At 61.0% G+C, this 15,195-nt stretch carries 20 protein-coding genes; 7 read left to right on the forward strand and 13 right to left on the reverse strand.

Annotated features, from left to right (window positions below; translation table 11 throughout):
• Positions 1 to 125: 125 nt before the first annotated feature.
• From ACKTSJ_RS03685 to ACKTSJ_RS03695, 3 genes are read right to left on the reverse strand one after another with little or no spacing between them, the layout of a single operon-like run.
• Positions 126 to 440 carry a hypothetical protein gene (locus ACKTSJ_RS03685; protein ID WP_407897497.1) on the reverse strand — a complete coding sequence of 105 codons (315 nt, stop codon included), beginning with the start codon at positions 438 to 440 and terminating at the stop codon, positions 126 to 128.
• Positions 437 to 862 carry a DNA polymerase III subunit chi gene (locus tag ACKTSJ_RS03690; RefSeq protein ID WP_407897499.1) on the reverse strand — a complete coding sequence of 142 codons (426 nt, stop codon included), beginning with the start codon at positions 860 to 862 and terminating at the stop codon, positions 437 to 439. Before ACKTSJ_RS03690 ends, ACKTSJ_RS03685 begins: the two co-directional genes overlap by 4 nt.
• 20 nt (positions 863 to 882) lie before the next feature.
• Entirely contained in the window at positions 883 to 2,364 is a 1,482-nt protein-coding gene (locus tag ACKTSJ_RS03695; RefSeq protein ID WP_407897501.1) for a leucyl aminopeptidase, read from the reverse strand.
• Between the two features lie 37 nt (positions 2,365 to 2,401).
• Between ACKTSJ_RS03695 and lptF the strand changes: the two genes are divergently transcribed.
• Both lptF and lptG read left to right on the forward strand, forming a co-directional pair.
• Positions 2,402 to 3,544, forward strand: a complete 1,143-nt coding sequence (lptF, locus tag ACKTSJ_RS03700; protein ID WP_407897503.1) for an LPS export ABC transporter permease LptF — start codon at positions 2,402 to 2,404, stop codon at positions 3,542 to 3,544.
• Positions 3,541 to 4,617 carry an LPS export ABC transporter permease LptG gene (gene lptG / locus ACKTSJ_RS03705; protein WP_407897505.1) on the forward strand — a complete coding sequence of 359 codons (1,077 nt, stop codon included), beginning with the start codon at positions 3,541 to 3,543 and terminating at the stop codon, positions 4,615 to 4,617. The genes lptF and lptG overlap by 4 nt, the downstream gene beginning before the upstream one ends.
• A 9-nt stretch (positions 4,618 to 4,626) precedes the next feature.
• On the opposite strand, the gene ACKTSJ_RS03710 is transcribed toward lptG, so the two are convergent.
• Genes ACKTSJ_RS03710 through ACKTSJ_RS03720 form a run of 3 tightly spaced genes read right to left on the reverse strand, consistent with a single transcriptional unit; the run spans position 4,627 to position 5,917 of the window.
• Positions 4,627 to 5,001 carry a DUF3106 domain-containing protein gene (locus ACKTSJ_RS03710; protein WP_407897507.1) on the reverse strand — a complete coding sequence of 125 codons (375 nt, stop codon included), beginning with the start codon at positions 4,999 to 5,001 and terminating at the stop codon, positions 4,627 to 4,629.
• 8 nt (positions 5,002 to 5,009) lie between these two features.
• Positions 5,010 to 5,351, reverse strand: a complete 342-nt coding sequence (locus ACKTSJ_RS03715) for a DUF3619 family protein (RefSeq protein ID WP_407897509.1) — start codon at positions 5,349 to 5,351, stop codon at positions 5,010 to 5,012.
• Positions 5,336 to 5,917: an RNA polymerase sigma factor gene (locus ACKTSJ_RS03720; protein ID WP_407897511.1), complete on the reverse strand. Its 582-nt coding sequence runs from the start codon at positions 5,915 to 5,917 to the stop codon at positions 5,336 to 5,338. The genes ACKTSJ_RS03715 and ACKTSJ_RS03720 overlap by 16 nt, the downstream gene beginning before the upstream one ends.
• Positions 5,918 to 6,073: 156 nt before the next feature.
• On the opposite strand from ACKTSJ_RS03720, the gene ilvB reads away from it, so the two are divergent.
• From ilvB to pssA, 5 genes are all read left to right on the forward strand, one after another.
• A complete protein-coding gene (ilvB, locus tag ACKTSJ_RS03725) occupies positions 6,074 to 7,780 on the forward strand; it encodes a biosynthetic-type acetolactate synthase large subunit (protein ID WP_407897513.1) in 1,707 nt (568 codons plus the stop codon).
• Positions 7,780 to 8,271, forward strand: coding sequence for an acetolactate synthase small subunit (gene ilvN, locus ACKTSJ_RS03730; protein WP_407897515.1), 492 nt, complete (start codon positions 7,780 to 7,782; stop codon positions 8,269 to 8,271). The genes ilvB and ilvN overlap by 1 nt, the downstream gene beginning before the upstream one ends.
• A 36-nt stretch (positions 8,272 to 8,307) precedes the next feature.
• Entirely contained in the window at positions 8,308 to 9,324 is a 1,017-nt protein-coding gene (ilvC, locus tag ACKTSJ_RS03735; protein WP_407897517.1) for a ketol-acid reductoisomerase, read from the forward strand.
• A gap of 95 nt (positions 9,325 to 9,419) precedes the next feature.
• Positions 9,420 to 10,061, forward strand: coding sequence for a phosphatidylserine decarboxylase (locus ACKTSJ_RS03740; protein ID WP_407897519.1), 642 nt, complete (start codon positions 9,420 to 9,422; stop codon positions 10,059 to 10,061).
• Between the two features lie 5 nt (positions 10,062 to 10,066).
• Positions 10,067 to 10,825 (forward strand): CDP-diacylglycerol--serine O-phosphatidyltransferase, encoded by a 759-nt coding sequence (gene pssA, locus ACKTSJ_RS03745; protein ID WP_407897521.1) that lies wholly within the window; start codon positions 10,067 to 10,069, stop codon positions 10,823 to 10,825.
• On the opposite strand, the gene ACKTSJ_RS03750 is transcribed toward pssA, so the two are convergent.
• From ACKTSJ_RS03750 to ACKTSJ_RS03780, 7 genes are all read right to left on the reverse strand, one after another.
• Positions 10,822 to 11,352: a cob(I)yrinic acid a,c-diamide adenosyltransferase gene (locus tag ACKTSJ_RS03750; RefSeq protein WP_407897523.1), complete on the reverse strand. Its 531-nt coding sequence runs from the start codon at positions 11,350 to 11,352 to the stop codon at positions 10,822 to 10,824. The two genes, pssA and ACKTSJ_RS03750, sit on opposite strands and share 4 nt — an antisense overlap.
• On the reverse strand, positions 11,349 to 11,771 hold the full coding sequence (locus ACKTSJ_RS03755) for a DUF1841 family protein (protein WP_407897525.1): 423 nt from the start codon (positions 11,769 to 11,771) through the stop codon (positions 11,349 to 11,351). The genes ACKTSJ_RS03750 and ACKTSJ_RS03755 overlap by 4 nt, the downstream gene beginning before the upstream one ends.
• The gene (gene nth, locus ACKTSJ_RS03760; RefSeq protein ID WP_407897527.1) at positions 11,771 to 12,403 is read right to left on the reverse strand and encodes an endonuclease III; all 633 of its coding nucleotides are present in this window, start codon (positions 12,401 to 12,403) and stop codon (positions 11,771 to 11,773) included. The genes ACKTSJ_RS03755 and nth overlap by 1 nt, the downstream gene beginning before the upstream one ends.
• The gene (locus tag ACKTSJ_RS03765) at positions 12,400 to 13,095 is read right to left on the reverse strand and encodes an electron transport complex subunit E (RefSeq protein ID WP_407897529.1); all 696 of its coding nucleotides are present in this window, start codon (positions 13,093 to 13,095) and stop codon (positions 12,400 to 12,402) included. Before ACKTSJ_RS03765 ends, nth begins: the two co-directional genes overlap by 4 nt.
• A complete protein-coding gene (rsxG, locus tag ACKTSJ_RS03770; RefSeq protein ID WP_407897531.1) occupies positions 13,092 to 13,724 on the reverse strand; it encodes an electron transport complex subunit RsxG in 633 nt (210 codons plus the stop codon). The genes ACKTSJ_RS03765 and rsxG overlap by 4 nt, the downstream gene beginning before the upstream one ends.
• Positions 13,721 to 14,749 (reverse strand): electron transport complex subunit RsxD, encoded by a 1,029-nt coding sequence (rsxD, locus tag ACKTSJ_RS03775; RefSeq protein ID WP_407897533.1) that lies wholly within the window; start codon positions 14,747 to 14,749, stop codon positions 13,721 to 13,723. Before rsxD ends, rsxG begins: the two co-directional genes overlap by 4 nt.
• A 166-nt stretch (positions 14,750 to 14,915) precedes the next feature.
• The coding region (locus ACKTSJ_RS03780; protein WP_407897535.1) for a transposase at positions 14,916 to 15,195 on the reverse strand (280 nt) is incomplete at its 5' end.

The raw sequence follows: 15,195 nt of genomic DNA on the forward strand, positions 1-15,195 counted from the left end.
GAGATGCGGCGCAAAGCCTGTCCTGAGCGTGTCGAAGAAGGGCGCGATTATACCAACTCCGCATGGCGCCCGAGGCGGGCTGTCGGCTGCGGCGCGTTACGACTCCGCCGCACCGTGTCGGAGGGTCAGTCCATGTCCGTTCGATCCTGTGCCTTGCGGATCAGTTGCGGCAGTTCGTTCTTCAATTCGGTGATGGCTGCGTCGATTGCCCATTGTTGGGCGATGGCCAGGTGGGCTTTCAGTTTTTCGGCAAACACGGTTTCAAGATAGGTTTCGAGCGTTTGCTGCAAGCGGGGTTCAGCGTTCAGCGCGATGTCCGGGGGCGGTGCCGGTGGGGTTTCCTGCGCCACGTCGGTCAGCAGCGGCAGATCGTCCGCCGGATTGCCCGCGATTTCGGTCAACAGCGGGATGTCGGGTGCAAATTCTTCCGGGCCGCTCATCTGTGGGGCCCGGCAAGCTTGGTGTGGCCGAGTTCATAGCCGCGGTCGCGGTAATACTTGAAGCGCAGGCGTCCGCGTGCAGCCTCTTCTTCGCTGCAACCGACGATCTCGATCACGCGCTCGAAGCGGCTGAAGAACGTCACGCATTCCTCGTGCAGACTGATCAGCAATTCGGAGTGGGGGAAATTTTCGTCGCGCCCAATCACCACCGGCATGCTGGCCGCTTCCGCCTCGTGACTGCGGCAGTGCGGCATGAAGGCGGTGGCGGGATAGTGCCACAGCAGTTTATCCAGCTTGTCGGCCAAATCGTCGTCCGGCACATGCAGCAACACGCGCGCGCCGTTTTGCATCGCCTCGTGGCTCAATTCGCACGCGGTGCGCAACCTGTCTGCGCTGCCGGAATAGAACTCGACTTTGGTCATTGGCTCGGGGGTGGCGTCCTTCAGCCTGCGCGGTTAATCAGGTACTGCGTGAGCAGCGGCACAGGACGTCCGGTCGCGCCTTTTTCCTTGCCCGATTTCCAGGCAGTACCGGCGATGTCCAGATGCGCCCAGCGATAGTCTTTGGTGAAGCGCGCCAGGAAGCAGGCGGCGGTGATGGTGCCGCCCGCGCGGCCGCCGATGTTCTGCATGTCGGCAAAGTTGGAGTCCAGCAGCGGCTGATAGTCTTCCCACAGCGGCAGTTGCCAGGCCCGGTCGTGCGCTTGCCTGCTTGCCGCCAGAATTTCCCCGGCAAGCTTGTCGTCGTTGCTGAACAAGCCGCTGGCCACATGGCCCAGCGCGATCACGCAGGCGCCGGTCAAGGTGGCAATGTCGATGACCGCATCCGGTTTGAATTTTGCCGCGTAGGTCAGGGCGTCGCACAGGACGAGGCGCCCCTCCGCATCGGTATTGAGGATCTCGATCGTCTGACCGGACAGGCTGGTGACGATGTCGCCCGGTTTGGTGGCTGTGCCGGAGGGCAGGTTCTCGCTGCTCGGAATGATACCGACCACGTTCAGCTTTAATCCCATTTCCGCGACGGCCTGCAGTGTACCCAGTACGCTGGCCGCGCCGCACATGTCGTATTTCATCTCGTCCATCTCCGCGCCCGGTTTGAGCGAGATGCCGCCGCTGTCGAAGGTGATGCCCTTGCCGACCAGCACGACGGGTTTCTGCTTCTTGTCCGCGCCGGCGTATTCCAGAGTGATCAGCTTGGCGGGCTGTTCGCTGCCGCGCGTGACGGAGAGGAAGGCGCCCATGCCCAGCTTGCGCAGGTCCTTTTCTTCCAGCACGGTGACCTTGATCTTCTTGTGTGTTTTGCCCAGTGCCAGTGCTTGCGCCGCGAGGTAGGTCGGCGTGCAGATGTTGCCCGGCAGATTGCCGAGCGCCTTGGCGAGCGCCATGCCGCGCGCGGTGGCGGCGGTTTGCCCGATCACTTCCTGCAATTGTGCTGCGGGCTTGTCCAGAGTGGCGAAGGTGATCCGCTTCAGTTTCACCGCATCGGCCGGCTTGCTTTTCAGCCCGTCGGCGCGGAAAGCCTGCTCGGCGGCGATGAACACGGCTTGCCGCAGCAACCATGCCGCATCCTTGCCGAGATCGGCTTCGGCCAGATACAGCGCGGCGTCTTTGGCTGGCGTGGCAAGCAGTGTCTTGAACAGGGCTTGCAGAATCTCGACGCGGGATTTTTCGGTTTGCTCGCCGGTCTTGCCCAAGCCGATCAGCAGCACGCGTTCGGCGGCGATCCCCGGCAGCTTGTGCAGCAACAGTGTGGTCGCCGATTTTCCGCTCATGTCGCCCTGCGCGATGAGGTCGCTCAGCAGGTGATTGCAGGCACGGTCGAGGGTTTGCCCCGCGCGCGACAGCTTGCCGCCCTCGAACACGCCGACGGCGACACAGCCGCCCTTCAGTTTTTCCGGACTTCCTTGTTTTATGCTAAATTCCACGCGCCACTCCTCAATTGTGATCTCTGAACCCGTCCAGATGCCGGATTATCCGCAATCCCCGCCGCAAAAGTCAAAGTTGTCTTGCACGCCGCGGCTGCGCGGGATATTTTTTCGCTCGCTGATCCGCGAATTTGCCGCCACCGGTTTGCTGGTGTTCTTCATTCTGCTCGGCATCGTGGTGTTCACCCAGTTGATCCGTTTCCTCGGGGAATCGGTCAGCGGTTTGCTGGCCGTGGACGGCATTCTGGTGATGCTGGGCTTCAGCGCCATGAATTATCTGCCCGTGCTGCTTTCGATCAGCCTGTTCCTTTCGATCCTGCTGACCTTGTCGCGTTGCTATCGCGATAGCGAGATGGTGGTGTGGTTCTCGTCCGGAATCGGTCTGGTGCGCTGGACGCGCCCGGTGTTGGGATATGCCATTCCGGTCACGCTGCTGATCGCCTTCATGAGTCTGGTGTTGTCGCCCTGGGCATTGTCCAAGGCGGATGAGTACAAGCGCAGGCTGGACAGTCGCGACGATGTATCGCATGCCACGCCCGGCGCTTTCCGCGAATCGAAGCAGGCGGACCGCGTGTTTTTTCTGGAAGACGTGGACATCAACAGCAAGCGCGTCGGTAATATCTTCGTGCGCTCGGTGCAGAACGGCAAAGATGGCACCATGGTGGCGAAGGAGGGATACCAGGAAACGGCGGAGAACGGCGACCGTTTTCTGGTGTTGCTGAACGGCGCGCGCTATGAGGGCGTTCCCGGCCAGGCGGATTTCAGGATCTCGCGCTTCGAGCGCTACGCGGTGCGCATCGAACCGGCCGAGCTGGGCAAGGAACAACCCAATATCAAAGCCCATACCACCCGCTATCTGTTGCAGCATCCGACCAGCCTGCACACGGCTGAGTTGCACTGGCGCATCGGCTTGCCGCTCAGCGCGCTCATCCTGGCGCTGCTCGCCATCCCGCTCAGCTATGTCAATCCGCGCGCAGGCCGCTCGCTGAATCTCATCACCGCAATGGTGATTTACATGTTCTACAACAACATGATCAGCGTGGCCAATTCCTGGGTGGCGCTCAAGAAAATCAGTCCGCTGTCCGGTTTGTGGGGCTTGCATCTGGCGATGGTGCTGGTCCTGCTCGTCCTGTTCCGCTACCGCTCCTCCGTTGCGCCATGGTGGAGGTTCGGGCGATGAAACTGCTCGCCCGCTATCTCGCGCGCGAAATCTACTTCAGCGTCGGCCTGGTGTTTGCCGCATTGCTGATGCTGTTCGCCCTGCTTGACCTGATCAATCAGCTCAACGTGATGGGGCGCGGTGATTACCGGCTGGGCTATATTCTATTGTTCGTGCTGCTGACGCTGCCGGGGCATATCTACGAGCTGTTCCCGGTCGCCGTGCTGATCGGGGCGATCTTCGCCCTGGTGCAGATGGCCACGAGTTCGGAGTTGACGGTTTATCGCGCGTCCGGCGTGTCGTTGCGGCAGATGATACTGACCTTGTTGCGGATTGGCGCGCCGTTGCTGGTGCTCTGCTTCATTTTTGGCGAATTCATCGCGCCGCCGAGCGAGAAGCTGGCACAGCAGATCAAGCTCAAGGCGCAGAACGCGCAGGTCAACATCAAGGAATTTCGATCCGGCGTGTGGGTGAAAGACGAGGGCAGTTTCGTCAATGTCAGAAATGTGTTGCCCGACACCTCGCTGCTCAACTTGAGCATTTACCAGTTTGACCAAAGCTATCAACTGCGCAGCATCACCGCCGCCGGACGGGCTTCCTATCAAAGCGAGGGCCTGTGGCAACTGGAGGATGTCCGGCGGACGTTGTTCGCGGAGCAGGGCACGAGCGTCGAGGCGCTCCCTGTCGCGGCGTGGCATACCGCGCTAAGTCCGGCCATTCTGAATGTGCTGTTGGTGGTTCCGGAGCAGATGTCGGCGTGGAATCTGTTTCAGTACACCCGCCACCTGGCTGACAACAAGCAGAAGACCGTGCGCTACGACATCGCGTTGTGGAACAAGCTGGTCTATCCCTTTGCGGTGCTGATCATGCTTTTGCTGGCACTGCCGTTTTCGTCCTATCAGCGGCGCGAGGGCGGGATCGGGGGCAAAATCTTCGTCGGGGTCGTGCTGGGCCTGGGCTTCCACTTTGCCGGCCGGCTGTTTGCCAATCTGGGGGCGCTGAACGAATGGCCGGCCATCTTCAGCGCCACCGCCATGAGCTGGATTTTCCTTGGTTTGGCCCTGACCATGCTGTGGCGTTCAGAGAGACGTTGAGCGCTGCCCCTAGCGATTTCCGGGCTTCCCTTCCTGTTCGCGCACCATCTGTTTGACGGCCTCCCGCTTTTCGGCGGGTACCTTGCTGAACGCGGTGAACTTTTCGCGCGCCCGATGGCGTTGCTCCGGCGTCAGTGTTGCCCAGGTCGAAATCTGCTCACGCAGGCGCTGCTGCTTGTCAGGCGGCAATTTCGGATACGCCCTGGCGATGCCGGCAAAGCTTTTCTGCTCGCTTTTTTCCAGGCCTGCCCAGCTGTGGGCCAGCGGGGCCAGCAAGCGTTGTTGCGCCGGCGTCAGATCGCTCCAATCCTCGGCGTGGACGGTCGCGGGCGGCAACAGGAGCGCCGTCAGCAACAAGCAGTAAAGCGGTATGCAGCTGCGCATCACCGTCCTCAATCGACGTACATGCTCACGGGCAATTCGTCGGTCAGAATGGCCAAGTCCAGCTCGGTATGGTCGTGCGGGGCCGGGGTGCCCCACTGGAAAAATGCGACGACAAGCAGGGTGAACAGCCCCAGCAGTGCCAGGTTCCATCCGGATGGATGCCGCTGCATCGGCGCCGATAGTGCCGGCACCAGTTGATGCAGGCGTACCTGGAACCGGCTCCGTTGTCTCTGCTGTTGCAGGGCTGCGTGCCGCGCGGCCGAGAGGCGGGTTGCGACGTGCGGAGGTAGTTGCTCAGCCGCATTGTCAAGCAGGGCGGTCAGCGCCTTGCGATCTAGTTTGCTGCCCATGTCAAATCTACCCCCTTTTTTTGCAGGATGCGCGCCAGCGTCGTGGTCGCGCGCGAACAGTGTGTTTTGACGCTGCCTTCCGAACAGCCCATCGCGGCTGCCGTTTCTGCTGTATCAAGTCCTTCCCAGTAACGCAGCAGAAAGGCTTCGCGTTGACGCGCCGGCAATTTCCGCAACGCGGCCTCAACGATGCCGAGCAGTTGCTGATTCTCCGCCGCAGCGTGCGGCGTGGCTGGCTGGCTGGCATTCTCCCCGTCTTCCAGCACATCCAGCAGGTCCATTTCATCTTCATCTTGGGCTGAAGTAAAGGATGAAAACAGGCTAAAACGGGCATTGCGCACTTTCTGGCGCCGGAAATGGTCGCGGAGGGTGTTCTGCAGGATGCGCTGGAACAGCATGGGGAATTCCGTTGCCGGTCGGTCGCCATAACGCTCCGCCAGTTTGAGCATGGCTTCCTGCACGATGTCCAGTGCCGCCTGATCATCGCGCACGGCATATACCGCATGCTTGAAGGCGCGGCGCTCGACGCTGGCGAGGAAGTCGGAAAGCTGGGTTGCGGTGGACAAGGATGGCGCGGCCGTGGCTTGGGTGCGCCGATCATAGCAAATTCCTGTTGCAGCAAGGGTTTTCAGCCCGCCCGGAATGCCCGCGGGGTTGACCAAAATGCCGCCAGCCTTTATCGTGCACGACCTTTAACGACGCAATCTACAGGTAGTTGTCCCATGGAACTGACCGGTGCTGAAATAACCGTCCGCTGTTTGCAGGAAGAAGGAGTCGAATACGTCTTCGGCTATCCCGGCGGCGCGGTGTTGTTCATCTATGACGAGCTGTTCAAGCAGGAACAGGTCAAACACATTCTGGTGCGGCATGAGCAGGCTGCCGTGCATGCGGCTGACGGTTATGCGCGCTCCACCGACAAGGTGGGGGTGGCGCTGGTCACTTCCGGCCCCGGCCTGACCAACGCGGTGACCGGGATTGCCACCGCCTACATGGATTCCATCCCGCTGGTCGTGATTAGCGGCCAGGTGCCGACGGGCTTCATCGGCGAAGACGCCTTTCAGGAAGTGGACGCGGTCGGCATCACGCGCCCCTGCGTCAAGCACAACTTCCTGGTGAAGGATGCGAAGGACATCGCCCTCACCCTGAAGAAGGCGTTCTATCTGGCCAGGACGGGACGCCCCGGCCCGGTGCTGGTGGATATTCCCAAGGACGTGTCGAACCAGAAAGCTGCTTACGAGTACCCGGCCTCGGTCAGTATCCGCTCCTACAATCCGGCCACCCGGGGCGATCCTGCATTGATCAAGCAGACGGTGCAACTGTTGCTCGCGGCCAGGCATCCTGTCGTGTACAGCGGCGGCGGGGTGGTCTTGTCCGATGCCGCCAAGCAATTGACCGAACTGGTGCGGCTGCTGGATTTTCCGGTTACCAGCACGCTGATGGGGCTAGGCGGTTACCCGTCCCCGGACAAGAACTTCCTGGGCATGCTCGGCATGCACGGCACGCTGGAAGCCAACATGGCGATGCAGCATTGCGATGTGCTGCTGGCGATCGGCGCGCGTTTCGACGACCGCGTGATCGGCAATGTGGCGCATTTCGCCGAAGTGCCGCGCAAGATCATCCATATCGACATCGACCCCGCCTCCATTTCCAAGCGGGTGAAGGTGGATGTGCCCCTGGTCGGCGATGTGCGGCACGTGCTCGACGACATGCTGGTCCTGTTGCGCGCCAGCAAGCAAAAACCCGATGCCGCCGCGCTCGGGGACTGGTGGCGGCAGATCGATGAATGGCGCGCGCGCAAATCGCTGACCTATCGCAACTCCACCGAAGTCATCAAGCCGCAGTATGTGATCGAACAGTTGTACGAGGTCACGCACGGCGACGCGTTCATCACGTCCGACGTCGGCCAGCACCAGATGTGGGCGGCCCAGTATTACAAGTTCAACCAGCCGCGGCGCTGGATCAATTCCGGCGGCCTCGGCACCATGGGCTTCGGTTTGCCGGCGGCGATGGGCGTGCAACTGGCGCATCCGGGGGCGGCCGTGGCCTGCATCACCGGCGAGGGCAGCATCCAGATGAACATCCAGGAATTGTCCACCTGCAAACAGTTCCATCTGCCGCTCAAGATCGTCCTGCTCAACAACGGCTATCTCGGCATGGTGCGCCAGTGGCAGGAGTTCTTCCACGGCAACCGCTATTCGGAATCGTACATGGATGCGCTGCCCGATTTCGTCAGGCTGGCCGAGGCCTATGGCCATGTCGGGGTGCGCATCGACAAGCCGGCCGACGTGGCAGCCGGGCTGCGCGAGGCGTTCGCGCGCAAGGACGAGCTGGTCTTCCTCGACATCCACACCGATCCCACCGAGAACGTGTTTCCCATGGTGCCCGGCGGCAAGGGACTCTCTGAAATCATCATGGCGGAGGATCTGTAATGCGGCACATCATCTCCCTGTTGATGCAGAACGAAGCCGGTGCGCTGTCGCGCGTATCCGGCCTGTTCTCGGCGCGCGGCTACAACATCGAATCGCTGACGGTCGCGCCGACCGAGGATGAAACCCTGTCGCGCATGACCATCGTCACGCGCGGCTCCGATGCGGTGATCGAGCAGATCAACAAGCAGCTCAACAAGCTGGTGGACGTGGTGGCGGTGATGGACCTGACCGACGGCGACCACATCGAACGCGAGCTGATGCTGGTCAAGGTGCGCGCCGAAGGTGCCGATCGCGAAGAACTCAAGCGCATGACCGACATCTTCCGCGGCCGCATCATCGATGTGACCGACAAGACCTATACCATCGAACTGACCGGCGCCGGCCACAAGCTGGACCATTTCCTGCAGGCGATCGAGCACCGGCTGATTCTGGAGACGGTTCGCACCGGCGCATCGGGCATCGGCCGCGGCGAACGCATCCTGAAACTGTAATTTTCCCCTTAACCGAATTTATTCAACGAGGCCAACATGAAAGTTTATTACGACAAAGACGCAGACCTGTCCCTGATCAAGGGCAAACACGTGACCATCATCGGCTACGGCTCGCAAGGCCACGCCCATGCGCAGAACCTGCGCGACTCCGGGGTCAACGTGACGGTCGGCCTGCGCAAGAGCGGCGCCTCCTGGAAGAAGGCGGAAGCCGCCGGGATCAAGGTTGCCGAAGTGGCCGATGCGGTGAAAAACGCCGACGTGGTGATGATGCTGTTGCCCGATGAAAATATTCCTGATGTCTATAACAAAGAAGTTGCGCCGCATATCAAGGCGGGTGCCGCGCTGGCTTTTGCCCACGGCTTCAACGTGCACTACAACCAGGTGGTGCCGCGCAACGATGTGGATGTCATCATGATCGCGCCGAAGGGGCCGGGACACACCGTGCGTTCCGAATATCTCAAGGGCGGCGGCGTGCCGAGCCTGATCGCCGTCCACCAGGACAAGAGCGGCAAGGCGAAAGACATCGCCCTGTCCTACGCGGCGGCGAATGGCGGCACCAAGGGCGGCGTGATCGAAACCAACTTCCGCGAAGAGACCGAGACCGATCTGTTCGGCGAGCAGGCCGTGCTGTGCGGCGGCGCGGTGGAACTGATCAAGGCCGGGTTCGAGACGCTGGTGGAAGCCGGGTATGCGCCGGAAATGGCTTATTTCGAATGTCTGCACGAAATGAAGCTGATCGTGGACCTGATCTACGAGGGCGGCATCGCCAACATGAACTACTCGATCTCCAACAATGCGGAGTATGGCGAGTACGTGACCGGCCCGCGCGTGATCGCCGACCAGTCCCGCGCCGCGATGAAGGAATGCCTGAAGAACATCCAGAACGGCTCCTATGCCAAGCAGTTCATCCTGGAAGGCCGCACCAATTATCCGGAAATGACGGCGCGCCGTCGCCTGAATGCGGAACATCCGATCGAGCAAGTCGGCGGCCAGTTGCGTTCCATGATGCCGTGGATCAGCAAGAACAAGCTGGTCGATCAATCCAAGAACTAAAAAACGGGAAGGGGGAAGGGTGAAGAGGGAAGGGTAAAACCTTTGCGCTCGGAACGCTTTCCCCTTCTCTCTTTCCACTTTCACCTTCTCGCCAAATGAACAACTATCCGCACCCCATCATCGCCCGCGAGGGCTGGCCATTCATTGCGCTCTCGCTGGTGCCGGCGCTGGCCGTATCCGCGTGGTGCCTGAGCTGGTCGATTCCGCTGTGGATCATCTTTCTGTTCGTGGTGCAGTTCTTCCGCGATCCGGCGCGCGAAATTCCGCAGGATGCGGCTGCCGTGCTGTCCCCTGCCGATGGCCGGGTGATCAAGGTCGAGCGCACACAGGACCCTTACGCGCAGCGCGAAGCGATCCTGGTCAGCGTGTTCATGAACGTGTTCAACGTGCATTCCAACCGCTGCCCGGTCGATGGCAAGGTCGAGAAGATCCAGTACTTCCCGGGCAAGTTCGTGAATGCGGACCTGGACAAGGCCTCCACCGAGAACGAGCGCAATGCCGTAGTCCTCACTACCGGCAACGGGCAGGTAGTTACCTTCGTGCAAGTCGCCGGACTGATCGCGCGGCGCATCCTGTGTTACATCAAGGCGGGTGATGTGCTGACCCGCGGCCAGCGTTACGGCTTCATCCGTTTTGGTTCGCGGGTGGATGTTTATCTGCCATTGACCGCTACCGTCAAAGTCAGCATCGGTGATAAAGTGTCTGCCACTGAAACCATCCTGGCACAGCTCGGCTGACAACCATGAACCCGATGAATCATCGCAGCAAAATGGATTTGCGTCGGCGCGGCATCTATTTGCTGCCCAACCTGTTCACCACGGCTGCCCTGTTTGCCGGGTTCTACGCCATTGTGCAGGCGATGAACGGGCGCTACGAGATCGCCGCCGTGGCCGTCTTCATCGCCATGGTGCTGGACGGTCTGGATGGCCGTGTGGCGCGCATGACCCACACCCAGAGCGAGTTCGGGGCCGAATACGACAGCCTGTCCGACATGGTGTCGTTCGGCGTCGCCCCTTCCATCCTGATGTACGAATGGGCGTTCCGCGATCTGGGCAAATGGGGCTGGTTCGCCGCCTTCATCTACTGCGCGGGTGCCGCGCTGCGCCTGGCGCGCTTCAACACCAACATCGACGTGATCGACAAGCGCTATTTCCAGGGCTTGCCCAGCCCGGCGGCGGCCGCGCTGGTGGCCGGATTCGTGTGGGTGATGTCGGATAACCGTTTCAGCGGCAACGACCTGCGCTGGTACGCTGCGGCGCTCACGGTGTTTGCCGGCCTGAGCATGGTCAGCAGCCTGAAATACTACAGTTTCAAATCGATCAACATGCGCAAGAGCGTGCCGTTCATTGTCATCTTCCTGTTCGCCCTGTTCTTCATCCTGGTGTCGGTCGATCCGCCGTTGCACCTGTTCCTGCTGTTCTTCGGCTATTGCCTGTCGGGCTACGTGATGGCGTTGCTTGATCTGCGCAAAACCCGGTCAACGCCGCCGGGCCAACCTTAACGTTGCCACAGCGTTTCCTGTTTTCCCGCGGCCAGGTTCAGCTGGCGGCAGAACACGAACAACAAGTCGGAAAGCCGGTTCAGATAATGCAATCCCGCTAGGGTGCAGGTCTCGCTTTGCTGCAGTTGCAGATAATCGCGCTCTGCGCGGCGCGCCACACTGCGCGCGACATGGCAAAGGGCAGCGGCGCGGCAACCGCCGGGGAGGATGAATTCCTTCAGGGGCGGCAGACTCGCGTTGTGCCGCGCGATGGCCCCGTCCAGCCGGGCGAGCTTGGCGCCGTCGAACGGCGCGCCGGGCACGGCCAGCATGCCCCCCAGATCAAACAGGTCGTGCTGGATGCGCAGCAGTTCCGCGCGTATTTCATCCGGAATGGGCTCGGCCAGCAGCAGGCCAATCTGGCTGTTGAGTTCGTCCACACTGCCAATGGCGGCGATGCGCGGGTGATGCTTGGGCAGGCGGGTGCCGTCGGCGAGACCGGTCGTGCCGTCGTCGCCGGTGCGGGTGGTGATCTTGCTCAATCTCATTGTTTCTCCAGACAGGAAAGATAAACGGCGGCATCCGGCGCAGTTTTGTTGCGCTGCGCCTGCCAGATCATTTCGCCGAGGCAGTCCATCATGGCGTGCTGCGCCTCGTGCTCCGATTCGTACTTTTGCGTCAGGCGTGCGAACTGCTCGCGGATGCCGTGCGGCTGGCCGATGGAAAGCTGCTCCTCCAGGGTCAGGTGCATCATCAGGTGCAGGAAGGGATTGACCAGGCCGCCGTCCGGCGCGTAATCCTTGTCCTGGTTGTTCTGCGCATCGTTGAACAGCGTGTGATATTCCGGGTGTTTGCCGATCAGTTGCGCGGTCAGGTCTTCCAGCGGCGACAGCAGCTCACCCGCACATCGCTTGCGCCAGGATTCAAACAGGAACAGTCGCGCTTCATCGCGAGTCGGCTGGAACATCAGAACACCTTTTGCTTGAATTCACACAGGTCTTGAATGACACACGCGCCGCACTTCGGCTTGCGCGCCACACACACGTAGCGTCCGTGCAGGATCAGCCAGTGGTGCGCGTCGAGTTTGAATTCATCAGGAACGAATTTCAGCAGTTTCTTTTCAACTTCCAGCACCGTCTTGCCGGGCGCGAGGCCGGTGCGGTTGCTGATGCGGAAGATGTGCGTATCGACGGCGATGGTGGGCTGGCCAAAGGCCGTGTTGAGGATCACGTTGGCGGTCTTGCGCCCCACGCCGGGCAGGGCCTCCAGCGCGGCGCGCGTTTGCGGCACTTCGCCGCCGTGTCGTTCCAGCAGGAGACGGCACATCTGCATGATGTGTTTGCTCTTGGTCTGATACAGGCCGATGCGCTGCACGTATTCGCGCAGGGTGTCCTCGCCGAGAGCGAGGACGGCCTGCGGCGTATTGGCGACTGGGAACAGTTCGCGCGTGGCAAGGTTGACGCTCTTGTCGGTAGCCTGCGCCGAGAGGATCACCGCGACCAGCAACTCGAACGGCGTCGAGTATTCCAGTTCGGTGGTGGGGTGCGGATTCGCCGTTTGCAGACGCAGGAAGATTTCCCGCCGCTTGGCAGCATTCATCCCTGCACGGCCCCGGGCATCGCGACCGGCACCGGCTGGCTGCGCACTTTACGTTCGGCACGCAGATTGAGCCAGTTCTTGGCGGCGATGATGAGACCAAGGCCGATGAACGCGCCGGGCGGCAGGATGGCCAGCAGGAAGCCGTGATAATCGGGGATGACATGGATCACCCACGCCTTTGAGTTCTCGCCAAACACCAGATCGATGCCGGACAGCAGCGTGCCCTTGCCGATGATCTCGCGCATCCCGCCCAGCGTGGCCAGGACCGCGCTCAGGCCGAGGCCCATCATCAGGCCGTCCACGGCGGAGGGCAGGGCGGGGTTCTTCGAGGCGAACGATTCCGCCCGCGCCAGCACGATGCAATTGGTCACGATCAGCGGCACGAAGATGCCGAGGACCAGATACAAGTCATACACGTAGGCGTTCATCAGATACTGCACCACCGTAACCAGCACCGCGATGATCAGCACGAACACCGGGATGCGGATCTCGTTCGGCACATAGCTGCGTACCGGCGCAATGGTGGTATTGCTCAGGGTGATCACCAGTGTGGTCGCCAAACCGAGGCCGAGCGCATTGACCAGGGTGTTGCTCACCGCCAGCAGCGGGCACAGCCCCAGCAACTGCACCAGCCCCGGATTCTGTTTCCACAGGCCGTTGTGGGCGATGGTTTTGAATTCGCTCCAGTTCATGGTTGAACTCCTTTCTCTTGCGGCAGCAGCTCGCCGCGGTGCGTATCGAAATATTGCAGGGCCAGATGGCTGGCCTTGACCACGGCGCGCGGGGTAATGGTGGCGCCCGCCATCGAATCGAACTGGCCGCCGTCCTTTTTCACCTTCCAGTTGGCGTCATTCATGCGTGTCTTGCCTTCGAACTGGCGGATCCAGTCGCTCTTGGCGATGTCGATGTAGTCGCCCAGCCCCGGCGTTTCCTTGTGATTGATGACGCGCACCCCGGACAGGGCACCGTCGCTACGGATCGCCAGCACCATCTGAATATCGCCGGCATATCCTTCGCGTGCCACCACCTCCAGCACCACCGCAACCGGTTCACCGTTGCGCCGCGCGATATGTGCCAGCGAAGGCTCGTCCGTACCCAACAATGCATGTGCGGGCAAGGTGAGCGTGTCGCGCATGATGTCGTTGTCGTAACTATCTGCGGGCAACAACTGCGAGATCAGCTTGAGCTTGGCAGCAGCCACTGTCGCGCTGATGGTGTCACGGGTCAGCGCATAAGTGGCGGTCAGGATGGCCGTGCCGAGGATGGCGAAAAACACCAGATTAACCGCGGTTTGCAGGGTGGAACGGACGACGCGTTTCATTTTTTTGCATCCTTCCGGCCGAAGATTGCCGGCTGCGTATAAGCATCGATGAGCGGGACGCACAGGTTCATCAGAATCGTGGCGAACGCGATGCCATCCGGGAAACCGCCGAACACGCGGATCAGATACGTGAGGATGCCGGCGCCGGCGGCAAAAATGATTTTGCCTTTGGCGGTGGTCGGCGAGCTGATCGGGTCGGTCAGGATGAAGAACGCGCCGATCATCGCCGCCCCGGAGAACCAGTGGAACAGGGGCGCGACATAATGGGCGGGATCGAACAGGTGGAACAGGCCCGCCATGGCAAACAGGGTGCCGAGGAAGACCAGCGGCAGATGCCAGGAGATGATGCGCGCGAACAGTAAATACAGGCCGCCCAGGGCGAAGCCGATAGCCACCATTTCGCTGCCTTTGCCGGCCAGCCGGCCGTAGATCGGCATGTCACGGATATCGCTCACCGACAGGCCAAGATGCAATTGCGTCTTCAGCGTATCGAGCGGGGTGGACATGGTGATCGCGTCCAGCGTCAAGCCGGGCGGCAGGGCGTGGCGGAAGATGAAATTCAGTTGATCGGCGAACGATAAGTGAACCCCGCCCAGCACCTGCGGCGAAACCCAGTGCGTCATCTCGTGGGGAAAGGAAATGATGAGTACGGCATAGCCGATCATGGCCGGGTTGAACGGATTGTTGCCGAGGCCGCCGTAGAGTTGTTTGGCTACCGCGATGGCAAAGGCGGCACCGACGACCACCAGCCACCACGGCGCCAGCGGTGGCACCGACAGCGCCAGCAACCACGCGGTGAGCAGGGCGCTGTTGTCCGACAGGAAAGGCTTGAGCGGGCGGCCGCGCAGCTTGAGCATCAGCGCCTCGGTCGCCAGCGCCGCGAGCGAAGCCAGCGTGATCGACACCAGGATCGCCGGGCCGAAATACCACACGTACAGGGCGATGCCGGGGAGCAGCGCCAACAGCACGCGCAGCATGATCTGGTTGACGGCAAGCGGGCGCGCGATGAACGGGGATGACAGCATAGTTTTTAATTAGCCACGGATGAACACGGATGAAACACGGATTAAAAAACCAGACGCTTGAAGCCAACCTTGCTTCGTCCAAAATTGATGAGCAAGCCAACGTGGATGCCCGTCGCTTTTAATTCATTGGGTCTTCGTGAAAGAGTGTGGGTAAATTTCATGTTTTTTAGAGCCTCGGGAGCATGGACGTGAGTATTTTCAGCCGCAGATATTCTTCATCGCGCAGTCCATACGCACGGCGTTGGATGACTCGTATCTTGTTGTTGAGTCCTTCAACGAATCCGAGTGAAACTTTATTCTCCGGCTTGCAATAGGCGGCGATTCCATCCCAATGACGCCCGATCATCGCGGCAAATTTCTCGTAGGGTTTCAACCGTTGCCATTTCAGGCTGGCTTTCCAATTCTCGAAGAAGCGCCGCGCCCACGCTTCGCTTTTGTAGTCCCAC

Origin of the sequence: Ferrigenium sp. UT5 (genome assembly GCF_045866295.1) — a bacterium.
Taxonomy (GTDB): domain Bacteria; phylum Pseudomonadota; class Gammaproteobacteria; order Burkholderiales; family Gallionellaceae; genus Sideroxyarcus.